Below are 23,556 nucleotides of genomic sequence, written 5' to 3' on the forward strand. Positions count from 1 at the left end.
CGGCTGATCGGTCGAATTTGCAAGTATACGCGGCACAATCGCGCGTTTCACTTTGAGTAGGATGGCCTTGCGGGTGAGAGCGTGATAACCGCCTCTCACAACCATGCGGGGTGACTATGGCCGATCCGAAAATACGACGCGCGCTGCTCTCGGTTTCCGACAAGACGGGGCTTCTGGCCTTCGCTAAGTCATTGGCCGAGCGGGGTATTGAGATCGTATCGACCGGCGGGACGGCGTCAGCTTTGAAAGCGGCGGGACTGAACGTCATCGACGTTTCGGAATTGACCGGCTTCCCGGAAATGATGGACGGCCGGGTGAAGACGTTGCATCCGCGCGTGCATGGCGGTCTTCTCGGAATTCGCGGCAACGCCGAGCACGAAAAATCCGCGCGCGATCATGGCATCCTTCCGATCGATCTTCTGGTCGTCAATCTCTATCCGTTCGAAGCGACGGTTGCGAAGGGCGCGTCGTATGAAGATTGCGTCGAGAACATCGACGTCGGCGGTCCGGCGATGATCCGCGCGGCCGCGAAAAATCATGACAGCGTAGCGGTCATCGTCGAGACTGAAGATTATGCGCGACTGCTGACCGAGCTTTCGGAAAACGATGGTGCGACCAGCTTGGCTTTCCGCAAGGCGCTTGCAGCGAAGGCTTTCGCGCGTTCGGCTGCCTACGATGCTGCGATCAGCAATTGGTTTGCGGGTGTGCTTGAAACGCCTGCGCCGGAGTGGCGCGCGTTCGGCGGCAAGCTCGCGCAGTCGCTGCGCTATGGCGAGAACGCTCATCAGTCGGCGGCGCTGTACATTTCGGATCGTGGCCGCGCTGGCGTCGCAACGTCGCGACAACTGCAGGGCAAGGAACTCTCGTACAACAATATCAACGACACGGATGCGGCGTTCGAACTGGTGTCGGAGTTCGATGCCAACGTTCCGGCGGTTGCGATCATCAAGCATTCCAATCCGTGCGGCGTGGCGATCGGCGGATCGATTGTGGATGCGTATCTGAAAGCGCTGGCGTCGGATTCCGTTAGTGCATTCGGTGGCATCGTGGCGCTCAATCAGGCGATCGACAAAAGCGCTGCTGAAGAAATCACGAAAATCTTCACCGAGGTCGTCATTGCTCCGGATGCAACCGACGAGGCGAAGGCAATTTTCGCGGCGAAGAAAAACCTGCGGCTGCTGCTGACAGGCGGGTTAGCAGAGAGCCGCGCGGCTGGTTTGCTCGTCAAGTCGGTCGCGGGCGGCTTTCTCGTGCAGACGCGCGACAACAAGAATTCCGATGATCTCGATTTGCAGGTCGTCACCAAGCGCGCCCCGTCACCCAGCGAACTTTCTGATTTGAAATTCGCGTTCAAGGTGGCGAAGCACGTCAAGTCGAACGCCATCGTCTATGCCAAGGGCGGCGCGACGGTCGGCGTCGGCGCCGGTCAGATGAGCCGCGTCGACTCGGCGCGCATTGCTGCTTGGAAGGCGGCGGAAGCGGCAAAGGCGCAAGGCCTGGATGCGCCGCTGACGATCGGGTCGGTGGTTGCGTCGGATGCCTTCTTTCCGTTCGCCGATGGTTTGATCACGGCTGCGGATGCGGGCGTCACGGCGGTCATTCAGCCGGGCGGCTCGATGCGCGACGATGAGGTGATCAAGGCCGCCGACGAGCGCGGCCTCGCGATGGTATTCACCGGCGTGCGCCACTTCCGGCATTGATGCTGGCTCGTACCCCCCACCCCTAACCCCTCCCCGCAAGGGGGAGGGGAACAGTGGGGTTGCGCGTTGGCGGTGCCGAAGGCTGGCGCTCACGTACATGGCTGCCCCTCACCCTAACCCTCTCCCCGTGAAGAACGGGGAGAGGGAATGACTCTGCGATCGCTTATTTGCCCTGCCCACAAGGCGGAGCGGAATTTGTTGTGCCTGTTCTTTGAATCTGACCTGCGAAGGAGGAGGGGAACAGATGCTTTGCTAGCTCGCGTGCGACTTCGTGCGGACGAACAGCATCAGCACGACGCCGATCAGCAGAAACGCGAGGATCGCGGACATGCCGATTCGCTGGCTGCCGGTTTGTTGCGTCAGGAATGCGACGGCGAACGGCGCGAGGAAAGCCGTCACCTTTCCCGAGAAAGCGAACAGGCCGAAGTATTGCGTGATCTTTTCCGCCGGTGCCAAGCGGGCGAGCAGCGAGCGGCTGGCGGCCTGAACGGGTGCTGCGACCAGCCCTACCAGAATGGCGAAGGCGAGGAAGACCTGCTCGCCCGCTGCCGAGAACGGTTTTGATCCTGTCACCTTTTCCGCGACCTCGGTGGTGAACAGGATGTGCGTTTTGTCGACCGAGAGGATTCCGACCGCTCCGGCGACGAGCGCCAGCAGCGCGACGATGATGACCGTCTTCGGTCCGAAGCGATCGTCGAGGCGGCCGCCGATCAGCGCGCCGAATGCGCCGACGAGCGTCAGAACGATCCCGAACATGCCAAGTTCGAGCGGTCCCCAGCCGAAGACCGATGCTCCGTAGATGCCGCCGAAGGCGAAGATGGCAGTCAGGCCATCGGTGAAGATCATGCGTGCGATCAGGAAGATCATCAGGCTCGGCATCGACGGCAGCGACTTGATCGTGTGCCAGAGTTCGGTCGCCGCGGAATGCTGCGGTTCGTTCGGGCTGCGCGGCGTTCTCCTGTCGGGCACGAACAGGAAAAACGGAATGATGAAGATCGCGAACCAAACCGCGGCGAAGGGGCCCGTGATGCGGTCGCTCTGATGTGAAGCTGCGTCGAGGTTCAGCAGCGGATCTAAGCCGAGAAGCGTTGTCGTTGCTCCTGGCATGGGAACCAGGAAGCCCGCGACAAGCGCCAAGCTGACGAGGCCGCCGAAATATCCGACGGCCCAGCCTGTTCCTGACAAACGGCCGAGTTCGCTTCGCGGCACGAGGCCGGTCATGATCGCGTTCGAGAAGACGCTCATCAACTCGGCGGCCAACGTCGCTACGACGAAGCCTGCGAGCACGAGCAGGATTGTCGTCAACGGTGCGCCGGGCGTTCCGAGCCAGAGCGCGCTCAGGCCGGAGAGAAAGACGAGCGAGAGCGCGGCCATCCAAGGTTTGCGCGCGCCGCGTCCGTCAGCAGCCGCGCCGAGAAACGGGCTCAGCACGGCGATCAGCAAACCGGCGACGGCTGCCGCGTAACCCCAGAGCGCTTGGCCGCAGGCAGCCTTCTCGCTGCCTTCCGCGATGAGCGTGCCGCAGACCGGATTCTGGACAATGGCGTTGGCGAAGTAGGGCGCGAACAGGAATGTCTGCACGAGCGTGTAGTGCGGCTGTGTCGCCCAATCGAACAGCATCCACGACACCAAGGCTCGCGATGGGGCGCGTTCGGGTCCCGGAGTTGCCGTCGAAGCTCCGTTCGCGGCTTCGCCTGCAGCGCCTGTCGCCATGAAGTCCCCCTTCGTCGGTGCTTGCCTGCGCGTGTCCGGCGCATCTCAGCAGATTTCGGCTGTCAGTCGCGAAGCACGATCAGATGGTCGGGAAGCTCGTTCGGATCGATCGATCCCGGCGGAAAATGCTCCGAGAGATGCACGCCGATACGCTCGATGGCGTGGACGAAACCGTCGGTCGCTTTGCCGGCGCCGATCTCGCTCGTGAATTCATCGACGATCGACTGCCATGTTCCTTTCGGTACGCGCTGATCGATGCCGCTGTCGGCGATGATGTCGACGCGCTGCTCGGCGAGCGAGACGAAAATCAGAACGCCCGTCCGTCCGGTGGTCGTGTGGAGGTTCTGCGCGAGGAATTGCTCGGCGGCGCGCCGCCGGGTGTTGGCGCGCAGGATCGAGCGCGGCACGAGAGCCATGCGGACTTTCGGATGCCACGCGAGGAAGAACAGCGCGAGAAATACGACGAGCTGGATGAGGAAGATGATCTGGACCTTCATCCAGGTGAAGTAGATGAGCGGCCAGGGAACGATCAGCGCCAACAGCGCCGCCCACATCAGTGGGATGTGGTCGTAACGGCTGCTTTGATCGGCGATGACGGCGACGATTTCGCCCGACGTCGTGCGTTCGGCGTTGGTGATCGCCTCGGAAATCCGCTCGGCGTCTGTGCTGCTGATGAAGCCCATCGATCGCAATCGTTCCGTTGTTTTCGCCGTCATTGCTACCAGCTTCCCGATGCTCCGCCGCCGCCGAAGCCGCCGCCGCCACCGGACCAGCCGCCGCCTCCGCCACCGCTCGACCAGCCACCTCCGCCGCCCCAGCCGCCGGAGCCGCCGGGTATGATGACGATGCCGCCGCGGCGGCGCCGTCCGTCGGGTGTGCCGGTCTGCATCGATCGTGCGCTGTTGTAGTTGATCCAGAGGATGAAGGCGACGAATGCCAGGAAGATCAGCAATTGAAACATTTCCGCCGAGTCCTCGGGCGGAGGGTGTCCGCCCTGCGCGCGGCGCTTCACCTCTTCGGGGTCGCCGAGAACGACGGTTCGAATGTCGCGAACGCCGTCCTTGATGCCGCCAGCGTAGTCGCCGCGCCGGAACTTCGGCAGGATCGCATTCTGAATGATGAGTGCCGACATCGTGTCGGTCATATAGGGTTCGAGGCGGCGGCCGACCTCGATGCGCACCTTGCGGTCGTTGGGCGCGACGATCAGCAGAATGCCGTTGTCCTTGCCCTTCTGGCCGATCCCCCACTTGCGCGCGAGGCCGATGCCGTAGTCTTCGATCGCGTAGCCATCCAGCGACTTGACCGTGACGATGGCGATCTGGTCGGTCGAGGTCTGCTCGAGTTCGGCGAGCGTGCTTTCGAGGTCTGCCTTGTCCTGCGGCGAGAGCAGCCCAGCCTGGTCGGTGATGCGGCCGGCAAGCTCCGGATAGTTCGGCGCGGCAAAAGCCGGCGCGATCAAAATTGTGCACGCCGCAAGCAGGGCCAGCAGTGCGTTGCGCACGCTGCCCCAAGGCTCGCGACGTGTCGTCATGGACCGAGCGGCGATTGCTGCGACAGTCATCGGACGGACTCCGCCAAGGAGTTCAAACCGCTGCCGTTACGATTTGCCGAAATCGACTTTGGGCACTTTCTGCTCTTCGGCCGGGATATCGAACGCCGCCATCTCCTTGGCCGAAGGATAGAGCGCCGTTTTCCATAGGCGTCCGGGGAAGGTGGTGATTTCGGTATTGTAGGCGCGGACGGCGTCGATGTAATCGCGCCGCGCGATGGCAATGCGGTTCTCGGTGCCGGCCAACTCGCTCTGCAGCGCCAGGAAGTTCTGTCCCGACTTGATGTCGGGGTAGCGTTCGACGACGGCCATCAACCGGCCGAGCGCGCCGCCGAGCGTCGACTGCGCATCCTGGAATTTCTTCATGGCATCCGGATTGGTCAGGATGTCCGGCGGGATCTGAATGTTCGTCGCCTGCTTGCGGGCTTCGGTGACTTCGGTCAGCACCGTCTTTTCCTGATCCGCGAAACCTTTCACGGATTCGACGAGATTCGGGATGAGGTCGCTGCGGCGCTTATATTGGTTCAGGACCTCGCTCCAATTGGCTTTGGCCTGCTGCTCATATGTAGGAATCGTATTGATTCCGCAGCCCGCCATTGCGAGCGCAGTTCCGATGATCGCGAACAGTGCGAGCGGCCGGATAACGAACATTCTGGTGATGGCGGTCATGACGCGGGTCGTCCCTGTTCTGGCGCCTCGCGGGCGCGCACGCAGTGAGCTTCGCAAGGCCTTACGGCCCGCTCTTTCCTATGAGTTTCCTAGACGGCGTTCAAGTGAGGCAAGCGGAGAAGACGCCGTCTTCGCAACGAATAGTGCGCTTTTCTGATGCGGATCGCGTTTCTGAATGCTCCCCAGGAGAAACTTGAGACAGCGCACGCTGCTGACGGCCGCGCCAAGCGAGACGGCGCGGCTTCAGACGGCAAAGGCCGCACTCCAATGCGGCCTTTTCAATTTGCGTAGAATTCGCGCTAAGTCGGAAGCCGATTATTTGCGGGGGGATGAATTGGGAGTAACTGCTTCCAACGCGATAGCGACACGTCCATGCGTATTGGGAAGGCCGAAGCGAATACGGGGATACTGAAAACTACGGCCACCATAATCATACATGCCAATGCAGCCTGCATGACCTGAATGATGTGCTTCAATCGAATGCACCCTCCTGTGACATTGCGGGTGCATTTTGCTTGTCGAGTGTGGCTTGAGGTTGGCGCATCTGCGGCGCAGAGAAGAATGTGCGGCGCACGAATTGCGTGGCCGCACACGTTCGAGTGTTACCACCAGCGGCAATAGCGGCGGCCATGTCTCCACCAGCAATGGCGCTGGCGATGATGCCAACGGCGGCGCCAGTAGACGTTCTGCGTCTGCGATGCCTGCTTGGAAATCTGATTGAGAGCGTGAACGTTTGCGTTGACGGTAGCGCTCGCATATCCCGCACCGAGCACCATCGTGACAGCAAGAATTGCTATACCCAGTATCGTCCTCATTACGTCGACTCCTCGATTGGCGGCGCCGCCTTGACGCCGGGAGCGACTATAACGATCGCGATTTCGTGCTTCTCCATACGGATTTGTGAGGTAGCGCGTTTTCGCTGTTCTTGTGCGATCGCGCTACGCTTACATTTTCGTATGCTGGCTTATGCATTCACCGACATAAAGCCGTTTATTTCCAGCGGAGCCATTCGAGCGATTTCGGACCGCGGCAGAAATCCTGGCGATGCAGATAGTAACAGCGGCGGCCGTCGAAATAATCGTCTTTATAGAATGGGTCGCCGGCATACGTCGAAAAGCCGAAACCGTATCCATAAAGCGGGCCGCGTCGCGAATAGCCTTTGCGCTTCTGCGCAACAGGTTTGTGACGGTGCGCGACGTGCGCCTTCTGTGAATGGTGTTTGTAAGAATGATGCGCGTGCCGGTGATGGGCCGCGCTGGCGTTCGCGCCACTCGCAAGCCATGCCAACGCGGCGGCCACGGTAGCAAACGCGATCGTGCTCGTTTTCATGTGCTGCCTTTCGAATGGAGTTGGCGCGCGGCGTCCGCCTGCGAAGATAAATAGCTTCGACCGGCAAAGCGCAAGAATGGCTCCGGACGGTTAAATCCGAAGCCATTCTGCTATGCTATTCGAATTGCAGGTTAGTAGCTGCAGTAGCGCCGTCCGTAGCGCCAATAGCAGTCCGAATAGTCGTAGTCGTAATAGTCGTCATCGTAATATGGGTCGCCGAGGTAGATGCCCGGGCCCCAGCCGAACCAGGCGCCGCCACGCCCATGGCCGTGCCCGTGACCCCGGCCGTGCCATCCGCCGTGACGGTCGCCGAAGTTGCGAGCCATGCGGGCGCCACCGAAATTGCCGCCTCGGAAGTTTCCGCCTCTGAAGCTGCCGCCATGACCGCCGGAAAATCCACCGCCGTGACCACCGGAGAAGCCACCTCCTCCGCCGTGACCGCCGCCAAACTGCGCGGCTGAAGCCGCGGGAGCGAAAGCCGCCAAAGACAACGCTGCGCCAAGTGCAGCCAATGCGCTTGCATACTTTTTCATAGTGAACCTCTGTGCTTCCGAGCCGAGTTCGAATTTTCAGATTTCGCTTGCTGTCGTCCGCCGGCTCTTCGTGCATGAGCAACGCAGCGCTCTGTCGAAGGTTGCGGAAACTATCGAAGCAGCGCGTAGAGGCTCACCAAAACGCGATCGGCTTGGATCGGAGTGTCCAGGACTCGCAGGGACTTCGGCCTGCCATCGACAGATGGGGGCACGCTGACGCACAGCGCCGCGAGCTGTGGTTTCGAAACGCGAGTTTTGGTAATTGCGATACCGGCAACAGGGTGGGGTGTCCCTGTAAAATATGGAGCGGGCGAAGGGATTCGAACCCTCGACCCCGACCTTGGCAAGGTCGTGCTCTACCCCTGAGCTACACCCGCAAATCCATGTCCTCGACGCCTTGCGGCGGCGAGAGACACGCCTTATGGCGCAAGTGCCAACCCATTGCAAGGGGCGGAAAGCGACTGACCACCACGCCGCAGGACAGACCTCCGGAGAGGCTGGTAACGGCTTTGCAGCGAAAGAAGAATGCCGATATGCCCCTCACCCGCGACGAGCTGCTGCTCCGCCTCAACGATCTTGATATCAGGACGACCACGATCGATCATCCGGCCGTCTTCACGGTGGCGGAAAGCGAGACGGTCGAGATCCCGTTGCCTGGGGCGCATACGAAGAACCTGTTCCTCAAGGACGATCGGAGCCGTCTTGTCCTCGTCATCGCGAAAAGCGCGACGGTGGTTGATCTCAAGGGGCTCGGCAAGCGTTTAGGGATGGGGCGCTTTTCGTTCGGAAAGCCCGACCTGCTGATGTGTACGCTGGGCGTCACGCCGGGGTCGGTCACGGCGTTCGCCGTCGCAAACGATGTCGAGGGGCGTGTCACCGTGGTCGTGGATGAGACGCTAATGGAGCATGACAGCGTCAACTGTCACCCCCTGGAAAATACGGCAACGACCAACATTGCTTGTGAAGACCTTTTGCGGTTCATTCGATCCACTGGCCATGAGCCCCGCGTCATGGCGTTGACCGCCGCAGACGCTGTGGCGAGGAGTTGAGACTTATGGAATTCGGCACGAAAAAGTCTGGCCCGGGAGCTGCTGCTGCCGGGGACGTCATCAAGGATACGACGACGGCGTCGTTCAAGGTGGATGTGATCGACGCGTCCAAGTCGGTACCGGTGATCGTCGATTTCTGGGCGTCGTGGTGCGGCCCGTGCAAGCAGCTGACGCCGCTGATCGAAAAAGTCGTGCGCAGCTACAGCGGCAAGGTTCGGCTGGCGAAAGTCAATGTCGACGAAAACCAGGCAGTTGCGGCGCAGCTTCGCGTTCAGTCGCTGCCGACGGTCTTGGCGTTTCGGGACGGCCAGCCGATCGACGGGTTCGTCGGTGCGCAGCCGGAGAGCGCCATCAAGGCGTTCGTCGATCGCCTGATCGCGGACGATGCCGACCTCGGTCTTGGTGAACTCCTGAAGTCCGCTGAAGACCTTATGGAGCAAGGCGATCTGCAGGCGGCAGCGGAAATCTTCGCGACCGTTCTGCAGGAGGACCGGGCCAATGCCGAAGCGCTGGCAGGGCTCGCGTCCTGTTATCTGCGCAGCGGCGATGCCACTCGCGCGAAGCAGACGCTGGCTCTGGTGCCGCCCGACAAGCGTGAGGTCGCAGCCGTCCGCAGCGTCGAAGCCGCGGTGCTGCTCGCCGAGAAAGGTTCGTCAGCCGGCGATCTTTCGGCGCTCAAGCGACGGCTTGCAGAAAATCCCGAGGATCATCAAGTACGTTATGACCTCGCCGTCGGGCTTGCGGCCAACGGCGAACGCGGCGAAGCCCTTGAACTTCTGCTTGATCTCGTCAGGATGAACAGCCAGTGGAATGAGGAGGCGGCGCGCAAGCAACTTTTGCAGTTCTTCGATGCCTGGGGTCCGAAAGAGCCGCTTGTGAATGACGGACGCCGCAGATTGTCGTCCATCCTGTTTCGTTGAGAAGAGCACGCGTGCCTGCGGAGATGAATTTGACGCTTACTGAACGTTACGCGCGGCCGGCGGATCTGCCGGCGAGGATTCCCATCTTTCCGCTTCGCGGCGCAATCCTGCTGCCACGCGCAACCTTGCCGCTCAACATCTTCGAGCCGCGCTATCTCGAAATGATCGATGACGCGATGTCGAGCGCGCGTGTCATCGGTATCCTGCAGCCGATGCTCGCGGATGACGAAGATCAGGAAAGCCCGCTCGACAAGGCTGCGAAGCTGCGCGCCGTCGGCTGTGCGGGGCGGGTGACGTCGTATCAGGAACTCGACGATGGCCGGCTGATCATCACGCTGACCGGCATCACGCGGTTCGAATGCGTCGGGGAAGCCGAAACGGATAAGCCGTATCGCATCATGAGCGTCAGCTATGACCGCTTTGCCAGCGATTTGACGGAAGGGCTCGGAGAAGAGCTTGTCGACCGGAAGAACCTGCTGCGTGTGCTGAAGACCTATCTCGAGGTCAACCGTTTGAAGACGGATTGGGCGACGATCCAGCGCGCCTCGAACGAGTTTCTCATCAACGCGCTGTCGGTGATGTGCCCCTATGGGCCGGAAGAAAAACAAGCGCTGCTCGAAGCGAAAGATTTGAAATCGCGTGCCGAGGTGCTGGTCGCGCTCGCCGAAATCGATCTGGCTTCGAACGGCAGCAGCGGATCGACGCTGCAGTAAGATACTGGAACCGCGCGAGGTTGCCTGACGTGGCCTTGGATGTAGAGAACGACGATGAGCAGGCGAGCGCAGTCGATCCGAAGCTCCTCGAGCTTCTTGTCTGTCCTCTGACGAAGACGCGGCTGATCTATGATGCTTCCACGCGAGAGTTGATCAGCAAAGCGGCCGGTCTCGCATTTCCAATTCGCAATGGCGTTCCGTTGATGATCGAGGACGCGGCGCGTCCGTTGACGGATCGCGATCTGCAAAAGCGCTAGTCGAAGTTGGCTTCATGTCGGCAGCGCGCTGATTGCGGCTACGATTTCAAAGAAATTGGTCATAAAGTTTGATCATTTTCGCCGCTTAACCAAGTCTCTTTAGACTCCATAAAACATGATCACCGACTGTCCCGCACTGCATCCGAGGGGCAGCGGTTTTGTTTCAAAAGCTTTTGCATACGCGCTTTGATGATTGGCGGCCGCTCAGCCGTGCGATCGCGTTCGCACAAGGCGCGCTTGCTTCTCGCCGCGTCGCTCTGGCCTTCGCGTCGACGGGAGTCGTCGCTGCAATTTTGGGTATCGCCCGCGAATGGGTGGCGCTCGATGAAGGGATGCCGCTGATCATCGGCGGCGTCATTCTCCTCTCGCTCAGCTCCATGTGCGGCTTTGTTCGAGCCGCTGAGATGGATCGCGGCGCCATTGGCCGCGCGGACGATCTGAGTGGAAAGGAAGCGGACGTTCTCGAAGATGCGCAGGATGCGCATTGGGAATTCGCGGACCGCGCTTCGCAGTATCGTGAGCTCCTCGACGTGCAACGCGATTTCGTCGTCCGCCGTTCGGCTGATGGACGTTTGGTGTTTGCAAATCGGGCCTTTTGCGAAGCATTCGGTGTTCGCAGCGAAGCTCTCCTCGGCTCCAAGTTCGAGCCGCCCGTGCTGGCGGAGGACGATTGCTCCGAGGCTGTCGCTTACGATTGCCGTGGCGCGCAGCTCGTCCATACGCAGAAGGGCCAGCGCTGGATCGCGTGGGACTTTCAGGAAATCAAAGGCCAAGAAGGCAGTGTCGAATTTCAAGGCGTCGGGCGAGACATCACGGTCGAGCGCGGCGTCGAACGCGAGCTGAAGGACGCGCGCAATCAGGCCGAGATGGCGAGCCGCGCCAAATCGCGATTTCTTGCGACGATGAGCCATGAGATCCGCACGCCGATGAACGGCATCCTCGGAATGATCAGCCTCATGCGCGATACGCAACTCGACGCCGAGCAACGGACGTGCGCGCGCATCGTCGAAGATTCCACGCGAGCATTGCTTAATCTGGTCGACGACATTCTGGATTTCTCCAAGATCGAAGCGGGTAAGCTCGAGCTTGGAAGCAGGCCGTTTTCGCTCAAGATGTGCGTGGCGCAAGCGATGCAGCTTCTGGCGCCGAGTGCGGCAGCAAAACGTCTGTCGTTCACATCTACACTGACGAACGACGTGCCGGAGTGGGTGATCGGCGATGAAATGCGCGTCCGTCAGATCGTGCTCAACTTGCTGTCGAACGCGATCAAGTTCACCGAAACGGGTGGCATTGGTGTCTGTGTTTCACTGGCGCCGGAGAACGGCAAATCCGGCGGCGACTGCGAGATTGCGATCAAAGTCACCGATACCGGCGTCGGACTACCGGCCGAATTCATTTCGCATATGTTCCAGGAGTTCGAGCAAAGCTCGATCACGATGGCACGTCATCCCGGCGGTACGGGGCTGGGGCTTGCGATCTCGAAACGTCTTGCGCAGGCGATGGGAGGCGACATTCTCGCGGAGTCCGGCGCCGATCGAGGCGCATCTTTCACGGCTGTCCTTCGGTTTGGGATTGCCGAGCAGCCGGAATTTCAAAGTCCTGTAGCGCTCGTCCCGCGACTGCCTGTCGGAGCGGAAAGCAGGAGCGTCGCGACGGATGTTGCGCCGATGCTCAACGTTGGCGGCAGTTTCAACGTGCTCATTGCCGAGGACAATCCGATTAACGCGCTGCTCGCGCGGAAGATCGTTGCGCGTGCGGGCGGAACATCGACGATCGTCGGCAACGGCCGTCTCGCGATTGGCGCCATGCGTGAGACGCTTTTCAACCGGCAGCCTGCGTTCGATCTCGTTCTGATGGATGTTCTGATGCCCATCGTCGACGGCCTGACGGCGGCGCGGGCGATCAAGGATCTCTTCCACGAGCGGAGGCATTCGGGAGCCGTTTGTCCGCCGATCGTGGCGCTCACGGCCAACGCTTTCGCGGAAGACCGCGAGCGCTGCTTTGCCGCTGGAATGGACGACTATCTCGCCAAGCCCTTCGAAGCTTGCCAGTTGCACGACGTGCTGTTGCGCTGGATGCCGCAGCGCGCCGAAAATGCGTCGCCTGCGGCCTAGACGGCTCGTTAAAAATCTCAAAACTGTCACGGAATCATGCTAGCTCCGACGCCGGGAGTCAGGTGAGGAAGGTGCGGCGATGTGGCAGCCTATTGCGGCTCGCGAGAAGCGGCGCGCAGGATTGCCGGTAAAGTTTCTGGCGGGTTTTGGAGCCCTCGAGGCGCTTAAGAGCTCTTCTCGAGGCATCAAGGCTTTGTCCCGCAACATCGAGCCCAAGGTTTACGGCCGCGTTGGAAATCTCGAAGTTCGGCTGGCGCGGACGTGGTCCGAGATCAAGCTGGCTCAGCGGCTCCGCTATCAGGTGTTTTACGAAGAGATGTCAGCGACGCCGTCGCGGCTGGCGCAGTTCCGCCGTCGTGACGAGGACGCCTACGACGCCATCTGCGATCATCTGCTGGTCGTCGATCTCGATCAGACGAAACCGGCGCGCGGTGGATTGCCGGAGCGGCCGAAGGTCGTCGGTACGTACCGCATCCTTCGCCAGGAGGTCGCGGAGCGCGGACCCGGATTCTATTCGGCGAGCGAGTACGACATTTCGGCGTTGCTCAACGCCAAATCGCGCACGCACCGCTTCATGGAACTCGGCAGATCGTGCGTGCTCGCGCCCTATCGCAGCAAGCGTTCGGTCGAACTGCTCTGGCACGGCCTTTGGACCTATGTGCGCGAAAACGGCATCGACGTGATGATCGGCTGCGCCAGCTTCGAGGGCGTCGATCTCAAGGAGCACGATCTCGCGCTCAGCTATCTGCATCATCACGCGTTGGCGCCAGAGGAATGGCGCTGCCGTGCGCGCGACGAACTCTATATCCCCATGAACCGCGTGCCGATCAGTTCCGTCGATATGAAGTCGGCGCTGAAGGCGATGCCGCCGCTGATCAAGGCCTATCTCCGGCTTGGCGCATACGTCGGCGATGGCGCGGTGATCGACCGGCAATTCGGTACGACGGACGTCATGATCATCATGCCGGTCGCGAAAATCGATCCTCGTTATTTCGAGCATTACGGAGCGCCGGCCGAGACCAAGAGCCGGATTGCGGCCGACGCCTGAGCGGCTGCGGCGAAAGTTCGCCGGGCGGCCGCGCAAATCTGCAACAGGCCTTGGCAGCGTGAATTCGGCGTTTGCCGCTTCCCGCGGTGTTTCCACAGCCCAAACACGCGCGAGAGCGCTCTGGATAGCCGGGGTCAGGCTTGTTGCCGTTCGACCGGCCGCAACCTATGCATAGCGCGGGGTCATTCCGGATCGTGGGCATATTCGTCCGGGTGGCCTTCAGGGCTAACCGGAACGTTTTTCAGAATGTCGAAACCCGACGTGCAACGCCGTAACCGGCACGTTGAACCTGACGCGCCGACAGCGCCGCCGGAGGATGGCGCGAGCGCGGAAGCGGTGCGTGCAGCCGTTGTTGCCGACGCGACGCCGTCGATGGCGCAGTACCTCGAGATCAAGGCCGCCAATCCGAGCAGCCTGCTCTGGTATCGCATGGGCGATTTTTACGAGCTGTTTTTCGAGGACGCGGTCGCTGCATCGGAAGCGCTGTCCATCGTGCTGACCAAGCGCGGCAAGCATCAGGGCCAAGACATTCCGATGTGCGGCGTGCCCGTGCATCGGGCGGACGAATATCTGCAGCGGCTGATCAAGAAGGGCTATCGGGTCGCCGTTTGCGAGCAGCTTGAAGATCCGGCGGAAGCGCGCAAGCGCGGCGCCAAGGCCGTCGTCAAGCGCGATGTCGTTCGTCTCGTGACGCCGGGGACGGTGACGGAAGAAGCGCTGCTCGATGCCAAGGCGCGCAATTATCTGACGGCGGTCTATTGCGAAACGCCGCACGAGATCGGAACGACCGACGCAGACGCGCGATTGGCGCTGGCGTCGCTCGACATTTCGACGGGCGAGTTCGAGGTCGGCGACGTCGCGGGCTCAGACCTCGTCGGCGAGTTGATTCGGTTGGCGCCGAGCGAGGTGATCGTTGCCGACGGCTTGCTCGGCGATCAGAATTTCGTTCGCGCGGTCGAGTATGCGGGCGGCAAGGTGACGCCCATTCCTGTGGCCTATTTCAATTCCGGTGCGGGTGGTCGCGATCTCAAAGCGTGCCTCGGTGTTGCCGATCTTTCAGCTTTCGGGGCATTTTCGGGTTCCGAGCTTGCGGCGATCGCGGCGGTTCTGAAATACGTCGATCTCACGCAAATGGGGCGGAAGCCGCTCATCAATCCGCCGCGAAAAACGGCCGGAGCGCGTCTCTTCATCGACGCGGCGAGCCGGGCGAGTCTCGAACTCGTCAGGGCGGCATCTGGGGAAAAATCCTCGACGCTGCTTGCCGCGATGGATCGCACGGTGACGGGGGCCGGATCGCGCGAGCTTCAGGCGCGATTGTCCAGCCCGTTGACCGATCCGGCGGCGATCGAGGCGCGGCTCGATGCCGTTGCGTATCTGTTGAATGATCGCCGGCTTCTAGACGAGCTTCGCGCGACCCTTCGTTCCGCGCCCGATCTTGCGCGCGCATTACCGCGTCTTGGATTCGGACGCGGCGGACCTCGCGATCTTGCCGCCGTGCGGGATGCGATCGGAGTCGCGCGGCGTGCAACTGCGCTTCTCGAGCAGTCTGCGCAGCCGCTCGGTCTACCGGCGGACCTCAAGTCTGTCTGTGTGCGTCTGGCACAGATTCCTGCCGATCTCGGCACGGCTCTGGAATCGGCGCTCGTGGAGGAGCCGCCGTTGCTTCGCCGCGACGGCGCGTTCGTGCGAGCGGGATTTAGCGGCGATCTCGATGCGGCGCGGGCTTTGCGCGATGACAGCCGCAAGGTGATGGCCGAGCATGAAGCGCGTTACATCGAGGAAACCGGCGTTAAGACGCTCCGTGTCCGCCACAACAACATTCTCGGCTTTTTCATTGAGGTGACGCAGCTCAACGCCAAGCCGCTTCTCTCGCCGCCGCTGAGCGAACGCTTCCGGCATCGGCAAACGATGGCCAATGCGGTGCGCTTCGCGACCGCAGAGCTTCTCGAAACGGAAGGACTGATCGCTTCGGCAAGCGAGCGAGCGCTCAATCTCGAACAGGAGATTTTTACCGATCTTTCGGCGCACATCGGTGCGGCTGCCGGTGATCTGGGGGCGGCTGCCGCGGCGCTTGCCGAACTCGATGTCTTCGCGGCGCTGGCGCAGCTTTCGCTCGAACAGGATTACGCGCGGCCGCAAATCGACGCGAGCATGGCTTTCGAGATCAGGGGCGGGCGGCATCCGGTCGTGCAGCAGGCGCTGGCGAAAAGCGGTGCACCGGCATTCATCGAGAACGACTGCGTTCTCGGTAGCGCGGCGCTCGAAACTCCGTCAGATGCCGCACGTACCGCTGATGCGCGCATATGGCTGGTCACCGGGCCGAACATGGCGGGCAAGTCGACGTTTCTCCGGCAAAATGCGCTGATCACCGTGATGGCGCAGATGGGGTCTTACGTTCCAGCGCGATCGGCGCACATCGGCGTGGTCGACAGGCTGTTTTCGCGCGTTGGCGCGTCCGATGATCTGGCGCGCGGTCGCTCGACGTTCATGGTGGAGATGGTCGAAACGGCTGCGATCCTCAATCAGGCGAGCGAGCGCTCGCTTGTCATTCTCGACGAGATCGGACGTGGAACCGCGACGTTTGATGGATTGTCTATTGCGTGGGCGACGGTCGAATATCTGCATGGCGTCACGAAAGCGCGCGCATTGTTTGCAACTCACTATCACGAGCTGACGGCGCTCGCGCGCAAGCTCGACGGGATCGCCAATGTGACGATGGACGTCACCGAATGGCGCGATACGATCGTCTTCCTGCATAAGGTTAAGGCAGGCGCGGCCGATCGCTCCTATGGTATTCAGGTCGCTAAACTCGCAGGTCTTCCGAGCGCCGTCGTCGTCCGGGCGCGGGAAGTGCTCGATCGGCTCGAAAAGGCGGACCGCCGCCCGCGCACCGGTGATGATGGGCTCGAAGATTTGCCGCTTTTCTCGGCGGTGCGACCCAAAAGCGGTCTTAACGAGCGCGCGCCGTCAGCCGTTGAAAAGATGCTGCGAGCCATGCATCCTGACGAATTGTCGCCCAAAGCGGCGCTCGAGAAAATTTACGAACTGAAGGCGCTGGCTGAAACCGAGAAGAAGGCGCAGTCTTGAACGAAGAGACGCTGACCAGGCTTACGCCTCCGCCCTATTTCGACGGGGTCGCGGCGCGTCACGAGCTGACGAAACATTTCAACAGCAGCACGTCGGCGGTCGAAGCGCGGCCGAAGGTCATCGAAACCCTCAAGCGTCTGGTCAAGATCGCGCGGGAGTCGGCGCGGACGGCACTCGAAGTCGATGGCAACGGACGGCGGTGCGCGGCGGGGCTCAGCGAGTTTCAGGACGAGTTGATCCGGCTGATCTACGATTACACCGTCGTGCACGTTTATCGCGCGACCAACCCGTCTGACGCGGAACGCATGGCGATCGTCGCGACCGGCGGTTATGGACGCGGCCTGCTCGCGCCGGGGTCGGATATCGATCTCTTGTTTCTGTTGCCGTACAAGCAGACGCCCTGGGGCGAGAGCGTCGCCGAATATATGCTCTATCTGCTCTGGGATCTGGGCTTCAAAGTCGGACACGCGACGCGCACGGTCGAACAGTGCCTCAAGCTCGGCTATTCCGACATCACCATCCGCACCTCGCTCCTCGACTCGCGGCTGATCCTCGGCGACAAGCAGCTCTTCTCCGAGTTCGAGACCAGGTTCCGCGCCGAGGTCGTTCGCGGGACGGCGCGGCAATTCATCGACGCCAAGATGGCCGAGCGCGATCAGCGCATGCGCCGGTCGTGGGAGAGCCGCTACAAGGTCGAGCCGAACATCAAGGACGGCAAGGGCGGGCTGCGCGACCTTCACACGCTGCAGTGGCTGTCGAAATATATCTTCGGGCAGGATGTCGGCTCGGCCGCTGTCGAAGCGGGCATCTTTACGCCGGAAGAAGTGCAGACGTTCCGCCGCTGCGAGGACTTTCTCTGGCGGGTCAGGTGCTTTCTGCATTTCATGACGGGGCGGCCGGAAGAAGTTCTGTCGTTCTCGGTGCAGCCGGCGATGGCGCAAAGCCTCGGCTACACCGATCGCGGCGGAATGCGCGCCGTCGAGCGTTTCATGAAGCACTATTTCCTTGTCGCCAAGGACGTCGGCGACTTAACGACGATCCTGTGCGGCGCGCTCGAAATGCAGCAGCTGAAATCGGCGCCGACGTACAAAAGGCTCCTCAGTCCGCTCAACTGGAAGACGCGGCGCGAGATTCGTCAGCGAACGGATTTCAGGGTCGACAATGATCGGCTGAACGTTGCGGACCCGGATGTCTTCGCGCGCGATCCGGTCAATCTCATCCGGTTTTTCGCGCAAGCGGCGAGCATGGGGATCTATCTTCATCCGAGCGCCATTCGTTTGCTGAGAAACTCGCTTCGTCTCATTGACGACAAGCTGCGCGCCGATCCGGAAGCGAACCAGATTTTCCTGTCGCTGCTCACGGCGAAAGGGAACCCGGAAGCGTCGCTCCGGCATATGAACGAAGCGGGTGTGCTGGCGCGGTTTCTTCCCGAGTTCGGCCGCATCGTGGCGATGATGCAGTTCAACATGTATCATCATTATACGGTCGATGAGCATCTGCTGCGCACGCTTGGCAACGTCACGGCGATCGAGCGCGGCGATCTCGTCGCGGAATTGCCGCTGTCGACATCGATATTCCGGTCGATCAAGAACCGCCGGGCTTTGCTCGTCGCCGCGTTTCTGCACGACATCGGCAAGGGTCGAAAGGAATCGCATTCGATCGTCGGCGCGCGCATCGCACGCAAGGTCTGCCCGCGCCTCGGAATGACGGCGGCGGAAACGGAACTCGTGGCCTGGCTCATCGAAGAACATCTGACGATGAGCAATTTCGCGCACTCGCGTGACGTTTCTGATCCGGACACCATCCGCGCGTTTGCCAACATCGTGCAGAGCCCGGAGCGATTGAAGCTGCTGCTGGTGCTGACAAGCGCCGACATCATGGCGGTCGGACCGGGCGTGTGGAACGGCTGGAAGGGGCAGCTGCTGCGCACGCTCTATCACGAGACGGAGCCGCTGGTCGCCGGAGGGCATACGCAAATTCCGCGCGATCAGCGTATCGATGCCGCGTTGAGCGCGCTGCGCGAAGCGCTAGCGGATTGGCCGAAAAGCGATGTCGATGATTTCATCGCACGGAATTATCCGAACTACTGGCTGCGCACGGATACGGCGACACAGGTCGCGCACGCGCATGTCGTGCGCGATGCGATCAAGTCGCGTACCAAGCTGACGACGTCGGTCAAGACCGATGCGTTCACCGCCATTACGGAGTTGACGGTTTTCGCGCCGAACCATGCGCGATTGCTGTCGCTGTTCGCGGGCGCCTGCGCGGCATCGGGTGCGAACATCGCGGGCGCGCACATCACGACGACGCGTGACGGGTATGCGCTCGATACGTTTCTGCTCAATCGCGAGTTCGAGGACGACGCGGACGAGCTTCGCCGGGCGAAACGAATTTCCGATACGATCGAACGGCTGCTCGAAGGCAAGGAGAGATTGCCGGTGCTTCTCGAGCGGCGCAGAGCGAATGCGCGCGGCGTCGAAGCGTTCGCGGTGGAACCGGAGATCGTTATCAATAACGAGCTTTCAGAGCGGCTGACCGTCATCGAAGTGTCGGGGCGCGACCGACCGGGTCTACTTTACGAATTGACGTCGGCGCTTTCGGATCTGTCGCTCGATATCGCGTCGGCGCACGTCACGACGTTCGGGGAGAAAGCCGTCGACGTGTTCTATGTCACCGATCTCACGGGCAAGCAGGTCGTCAGCGAAGTCCGGCAGCGGACGATACGAGATAGGCTCCAGACGATCCTGCTCGATAATGACGCTTCTGTCGCGCCGGAACGGATCGCTCAGAGCTGACACGGGGGCGCGGCCGCTGTAGAGAGGCCGGGCCGAGCTTCGGCCGAGGGGGAAGGGCTAGCGCTTGCATACGGGATCGAACCTCTATACGCGGCTTCGCCCATGAAGCTTTACCGGTCGTTCGCAACCGTCGGGGGATGGACGCTGCTCAGCCGCGTGTTCGGCTTCGTGCGCGACATTCTCATTGCCGCCACGCTCGGCTCCGGCTGGGTGGCCGACGCGTTCGTCGTTGCGTTTCGGTTCCCGAACCTTTTCCGGCGTCTGTTCGGCGAAGGCGCATTCAACTCGGCGTTCGTTCCGATCTTTGCGAAAAAGCTCGAAGGCGAAGGGCCGGAGGCTGCGCGGACCTTCGCCGAAGAAGCGATGGCAGGACTGCTTTTCGTTCTGCTGATCGTCACGATCTTCGCAGAACTGACGATGCCGTTGTTGATGTACGGCCTGGCGCCGGGGTTCGATGCGACGCCGGACAAATTCGAACTCTCCGTGCTGCTGACGCGCATCACGATGCCATATCTGCTCTGCATGTCGCTCGTGGCGTTGATGTCGGGGGCGTTGAATTCTGTTGGACGATTTTTCGAGAGCGCGTCGGTTTCGGTCGTGCTCAATCTCGTCATGGCGGTCGCGACGCTGATCTCGCTTTGGCTCGGCTATAAGCGCGAGCCGGAAGCGGGCATCATCCAGGCCTGGGCGGTTTTTGTTGCCGGTTTTCTGCAACTCGCGCTGCTGATGTGGGGCATGCATAAGGCCGGGATGCGCCTCGGCTTTCGCTGGCCGCGCATGACGGACGATATGCGCAGGTTGGTGAAACTCGGTATTCCGGGTGTTATTTCCGGCGGCGTCACGCAGATCAACATCGCGATCGGAACCGTCATCGCATCGCTGCAGCCGGGTGCCGTATCGCAGCTTTATTATGCCGATCGCGTTTACGAACTGCCGCTGTCGATCGTCGGCATCGCTGTCGGCGTCGTGTTGCTGCCGGACGTTGCCCGCCAGTTGCGCGCCGGCGATACGGCCGGCGTCATGGACAGCCAGAACCGCTCGCTTGAATTTGCGATGCTGCTGACGGTGCCGGCGACGCTGGCGCTCGCAGTCATCCCGCACGATATCGTCCGCGTGCTCTTCGAGCGTGGCGCGTTTCATCCTGAAGACACTGCAAACACGGCGTCGTTGCTGGCAATGTTCGCGCTCGGTTTGCCGTCGTTTGTGATGATCAAGGTTTTCTCGCCGATTTATTTCGCGCGAGAGGATACGAAGACGCCGATGCGCTATGCGGTCATCAGTCTGACCGCCAACACGATCGGATCGATCGTGCTGTTTTTCGTGCTGCGTGAACTCGGCATGATGCCCCAGCTCGGCATTGCGATCGCGACGACGCTCGGCGGCTGGCTCAACGCTTATCTACTGTGGGCGAAACTTCGCGAACACGATGATTTCATCGCCGATGCGCGACTGCGACGGAACGTGCCGCTGATCATCGTCGCCAGCATTGCGATGGTCGGCGCGCTATTGTCGACGAGCTATGTGTTGGCGCCCTACCTCGGAGCCGATGCCAAATTTCTCGAAAAGACGGCGGCGCTGGCGGTCGAGATCGGCGTCGGAATTTCAGTTTTCGGCCTGTTGATCCTGGCTTTTGGCGTCATGTCGCTCCGGCAGCTCGGGACGTTCGTTCGACGGCGCGGCAAAGCCTGAGAGCGGGCTTGCCTCCGGACGCCCGGCACGCGATAAGGCGGCCCAATCCTCGCAACACGGTATTTTCCCATGAAAATCGCGCCGCTCGTTTTTTCCGGCATGCAGCCGACCGGAAGCCTGCATCTCGGCAACTATCTCGGCGCGATGGTCAATTGGATCGAGATGCAGAAGACGCACAGCTGCATCTATTGCGTTGTCGATCTGCACGCGATCACCGTCTGGCAGGAGCCGGCCGAGCTTCGGCATGCGATCCGGCAGGTGACGGCAACGTACATTGCCGCCGGACTCGATCCGAAGAAAAGCATTCTGTTCAATCAATCGCAGGTCAGCGCGCACGCGGAGCTTGCCTGGATTTTCAATTGCGTGGCGCGGCTCGGCTGGCTGAACCGCATGACGCAGTTCAAGGAGAAGGCCGGCAAGGATCGCGAGCAGGCGTCCGTCGGGCTATACGCGTATCCGAACCTGATGGCGGCGGACATTCTGGCTTATCGCGCGACGCATGTGCCGGTCGGTGAAGACCAGAAGCAGCATCTCGAGTTGGCGCGCGACATCGCGCAAAAGTTCAACAACGACTTCAACAAGGAGATCGTTGCGGCGGGCTTCGAGGACGGCATTTTCTTCCCGCTGCCGGAGCCTGTCATCACGGGACCTGCGACGCGCGTCATGAGCCTGCGCGACGGTACGAAGAAGATGTCGAAGTCCGATCCTTCCGATCTGTCGCGCATCAACATGACGGACGACGCGGATACGATCGCGAAAAAGATTCAGAAGGCGAAGACGGACCCGGAACCGCTGCCTAGCGATGAGGAGGGTTTCGAGGGCCGTCCCGAGGCTGAAAATCTGGTCGGTATCTACGCGGCGCTGAGCGGCCAGCCGGTGGCGGATGTGCTCAAGGAGTACGGCGGGCAGCAGTTCTCGTCGTTCAAGAAGGCGCTTGCCGAAGTTGCGACCGAGAAAGTCGGCCGCATCGGCGCAGAGGCCGCGAAGCTGATGGGTGATCCGGCCGAGATCGACCGTATCCTGGCCGACGGTTCGGCGCGAGCGCGGGCCGTGACGGAGCCCGTGATGGCGAAGGTCAAGGATATCGTCGGCTTCATCCGGAGCTGATGCGTGGCGAAAGTGCGCTGAGAGCGAGCGTTGCGGCGAAGCGCAATGAGTGGCAGCATCGCGACATGAAACCGCGCCGCTCTTTCGAAGAAGGCCATCGCCGCAAGTTCCTGATCGTCGTTGACGAGAGCCAGGAAGTTGAAAGCGCGCTTTATTACGCAGCGAGCCGGATGCAGCGATCGCTCGGATCGATCGTCATGCTTTACGTGATCGAGCCGGGAGAGTTGCAGCACTGGTCCGGCGTGCGGCAGGTGCAACTCGAAGAAGAGACGACGAAGGCCAAGGCGCTGTTTCGTCTATTTCGCAGGAAGCTGTCGCTGGCCGGTTTCGAAACCGTCGAAACCGAGGACGTCATTCGCGAGGGACGGCTGGCGGAAGAAGTGGTCAACGCGATCGCCGAGGACGAGGACATCGCAGTGCTGGTTCTGGCTGCATCGGTCGATGCGAAGGGGCCGGGACCGCTCGTCGCGTCTCTGGCAGCGGGCCGCGCCGCAGGCGGGTTTCCGGTGCCCGTCACCGTGGTTCCGGGACAGCTCTCACTCGCCGAGATCAAGGCGTTGGCTTAAAATCGTGTTGAGATATAGTGCTGGTATAGGGTGAATCAGCCGCGCTCGACAGAGCTTTGGGCGTTCCTATATTAGAGGAATTCTAACAGACGATTGGCCGGATGCTGCTATCCTGCCGTCGTGAGCTGAACCGAAGCGAGATGCCATGTTCATTCAGACCGAAGCCACGCCTAATCCGGCAACCTTGAAGTTCATTCCGGGTAGGGATGTGCTTGCCGGAGGCACCGCCGACTTCCGCACGCGCAACGAGGCTGTCGCCTCGCCGCTCGCGACCCGGCTGTTCGCGATCGATGGCGTGGATGGGGTGTTCTTGGGCTCCGATTTCATTTCGGTGACCAAAGGCAACGTCGAGTGGCAGCACCTGAAGCCGATGGTGCTTGGCGCGATCATGGAACACTACATGTCCGGCGCTCCGGTGAGCGACGAAGAAGATTCCAACGATGAAGGCGCCGAGAGCTACGATCCGGAAGACGAGGCGACCGTCACGACCATCAAAGAACTGCTCGAGACTCGTGTCCGCCCAGCCGTTGCGCAGGACGGCGGCGACATCACGTTCTCCGGGTTCCGCGATGGCGTCGTTTATCTGCACATGCGCGGCGCGTGCTCGGGTTGTCCGAGTTCGACGGCAACGCTTCGCAACGGCATCGAAAATCTGCTCAAGCACTTCTGTCCCGAGGTCACCTCGGTGGAGGCGGTTTAGAGCCGAACGCGACTTTCA

At 61.3% G+C, this 23,556-nt stretch carries 20 protein-coding genes and 1 tRNA gene; 13 read left to right on the top strand and 8 right to left on the bottom strand.

The annotated features are described in order from the left end of the window. Positions 1 to 116 precede the first annotated feature (116 nt). Positions 117 to 1,700: a bifunctional phosphoribosylaminoimidazolecarboxamide formyltransferase/IMP cyclohydrolase gene (gene purH / locus HDEN_RS17135; RefSeq protein ID WP_013217410.1), complete on the top strand. Its 1,584-nt coding sequence runs from the start codon at positions 117 to 119 to the stop codon at positions 1,698 to 1,700. 252 nt (positions 1,701 to 1,952) lie between these two features. Here the strand turns inward: purH and HDEN_RS17140 are convergent, their stop codons facing one another. The 8 genes from HDEN_RS17140 to HDEN_RS17175 all read right to left on the bottom strand — a co-directional run bounded on the left by HDEN_RS17140 (position 1,953) and on the right by HDEN_RS17175 (position 7,870). Continuing rightward, positions 1,953 to 3,413, bottom strand: a complete 1,461-nt coding sequence (locus HDEN_RS17140) for an MFS transporter (RefSeq protein ID WP_013217411.1) — start codon at positions 3,411 to 3,413, stop codon at positions 1,953 to 1,955. A gap of 62 nt (positions 3,414 to 3,475) precedes the next feature. Next, entirely contained in the window at positions 3,476 to 4,129 is a 654-nt protein-coding gene (locus HDEN_RS17145; protein ID WP_245256677.1) for a TPM domain-containing protein, read from the bottom strand. Positions 4,130 to 4,131: 2 nt separating this feature from the next. Next, a complete protein-coding gene (locus tag HDEN_RS17150; RefSeq protein ID WP_013217413.1) occupies positions 4,132 to 4,974 on the bottom strand; it encodes a TPM domain-containing protein in 843 nt (280 codons plus the stop codon). 36 nt (positions 4,975 to 5,010) lie between these two features. Further along, positions 5,011 to 5,631: a LemA family protein gene (locus HDEN_RS17155; protein ID WP_013217414.1), complete on the bottom strand. Its 621-nt coding sequence runs from the start codon at positions 5,629 to 5,631 to the stop codon at positions 5,011 to 5,013. A 602-nt stretch (positions 5,632 to 6,233) separates the two neighbouring features. Then, positions 6,234 to 6,446 (bottom strand): hypothetical protein, encoded by a 213-nt coding sequence (locus HDEN_RS17160; protein ID WP_013217415.1) that lies wholly within the window; start codon positions 6,444 to 6,446, stop codon positions 6,234 to 6,236. 175 nt (positions 6,447 to 6,621) lie between these two features. After that, a complete protein-coding gene (locus HDEN_RS17165; RefSeq protein ID WP_013217416.1) occupies positions 6,622 to 6,960 on the bottom strand; it encodes a hypothetical protein in 339 nt (112 codons plus the stop codon). A 131-nt stretch (positions 6,961 to 7,091) separates the two neighbouring features. Further along, entirely contained in the window at positions 7,092 to 7,493 is a 402-nt protein-coding gene (locus HDEN_RS17170; RefSeq protein WP_013217417.1) for a hypothetical protein, read from the bottom strand. Positions 7,494 to 7,795: 302 nt separating this feature from the next. Then, positions 7,796 to 7,870: transfer RNA gene (locus HDEN_RS17175), tRNA-Gly, on the bottom strand. A 156-nt stretch (positions 7,871 to 8,026) separates the two neighbouring features. Here HDEN_RS17175 and HDEN_RS17180 point away from each other — a divergent pair. The 12 genes from HDEN_RS17180 (at position 8,027) to HDEN_RS17235 (ending at position 23,538) form a co-directional block, all read left to right on the top strand. After that, entirely contained in the window at positions 8,027 to 8,542 is a 516-nt protein-coding gene (locus HDEN_RS17180) for a prolyl-tRNA synthetase associated domain-containing protein (protein WP_041921716.1), read from the top strand. Between the two features lie 5 nt (positions 8,543 to 8,547). Then, positions 8,548 to 9,462, top strand: coding sequence for a thioredoxin (trxA, locus tag HDEN_RS17185; RefSeq protein ID WP_013217419.1), 915 nt, complete (start codon positions 8,548 to 8,550; stop codon positions 9,460 to 9,462). Positions 9,463 to 9,491: 29 nt separating this feature from the next. Next, positions 9,492 to 10,175 carry an LON peptidase substrate-binding domain-containing protein gene (locus tag HDEN_RS17190; protein WP_041922131.1) on the top strand — a complete coding sequence of 228 codons (684 nt, stop codon included), beginning with the start codon at positions 9,492 to 9,494 and terminating at the stop codon, positions 10,173 to 10,175. A 29-nt stretch (positions 10,176 to 10,204) separates the two neighbouring features. Beyond that, positions 10,205 to 10,432 (top strand): Trm112 family protein, encoded by a 228-nt coding sequence (locus HDEN_RS17195; protein WP_013217421.1) that lies wholly within the window; start codon positions 10,205 to 10,207, stop codon positions 10,430 to 10,432. Between the two features lie 158 nt (positions 10,433 to 10,590). After that, positions 10,591 to 12,546: a PAS domain-containing hybrid sensor histidine kinase/response regulator gene (locus HDEN_RS17200; protein WP_013217422.1), complete on the top strand. Its 1,956-nt coding sequence runs from the start codon at positions 10,591 to 10,593 to the stop codon at positions 12,544 to 12,546. A 79-nt stretch (positions 12,547 to 12,625) separates the two neighbouring features. After that, positions 12,626 to 13,594 (top strand): l-ornithine N(alpha)-acyltransferase, encoded by a 969-nt coding sequence (olsB, locus tag HDEN_RS17205; protein WP_013217423.1) that lies wholly within the window; start codon positions 12,626 to 12,628, stop codon positions 13,592 to 13,594. Between the two features lie 246 nt (positions 13,595 to 13,840). Beyond that, positions 13,841 to 16,681 carry a DNA mismatch repair protein MutS gene (gene mutS / locus HDEN_RS17210; protein WP_013217424.1) on the top strand — a complete coding sequence of 947 codons (2,841 nt, stop codon included), beginning with the start codon at positions 13,841 to 13,843 and terminating at the stop codon, positions 16,679 to 16,681. Next, positions 16,678 to 19,476, top strand: coding sequence for a [protein-PII] uridylyltransferase (locus HDEN_RS17215; RefSeq protein WP_013217425.1), 2,799 nt, complete (start codon positions 16,678 to 16,680; stop codon positions 19,474 to 19,476). The genes mutS and HDEN_RS17215 overlap by 4 nt, the downstream gene beginning before the upstream one ends. 102 nt (positions 19,477 to 19,578) lie before the next feature. Further along, positions 19,579 to 21,165 (top strand): murein biosynthesis integral membrane protein MurJ, encoded by a 1,587-nt coding sequence (murJ, locus tag HDEN_RS17220; RefSeq protein ID WP_013217426.1) that lies wholly within the window; start codon positions 19,579 to 19,581, stop codon positions 21,163 to 21,165. A gap of 69 nt (positions 21,166 to 21,234) precedes the next feature. Continuing rightward, positions 21,235 to 22,272: a tryptophan--tRNA ligase gene (trpS, locus tag HDEN_RS17225; RefSeq protein ID WP_013217427.1), complete on the top strand. Its 1,038-nt coding sequence runs from the start codon at positions 21,235 to 21,237 to the stop codon at positions 22,270 to 22,272. Continuing rightward, the gene (locus HDEN_RS17230; RefSeq protein WP_013217428.1) at positions 22,272 to 22,838 is read left to right on the top strand and encodes a universal stress protein; all 567 of its coding nucleotides are present in this window, start codon (positions 22,272 to 22,274) and stop codon (positions 22,836 to 22,838) included. Before trpS ends, HDEN_RS17230 begins: the two co-directional genes overlap by 1 nt. Before the next feature lie 145 nt (positions 22,839 to 22,983). After that, the gene (locus HDEN_RS17235) at positions 22,984 to 23,538 is read left to right on the top strand and encodes a NifU family protein (protein WP_013217429.1); all 555 of its coding nucleotides are present in this window, start codon (positions 22,984 to 22,986) and stop codon (positions 23,536 to 23,538) included. The last annotated feature ends 18 nt before the right edge of the window (positions 23,539 to 23,556 follow it).

The organism is Hyphomicrobium denitrificans ATCC 51888 (assembly GCF_000143145.1).
GTDB classification, from domain to species: domain Bacteria; phylum Pseudomonadota; class Alphaproteobacteria; order Rhizobiales; family Hyphomicrobiaceae; genus Hyphomicrobium_B; species Hyphomicrobium_B denitrificans.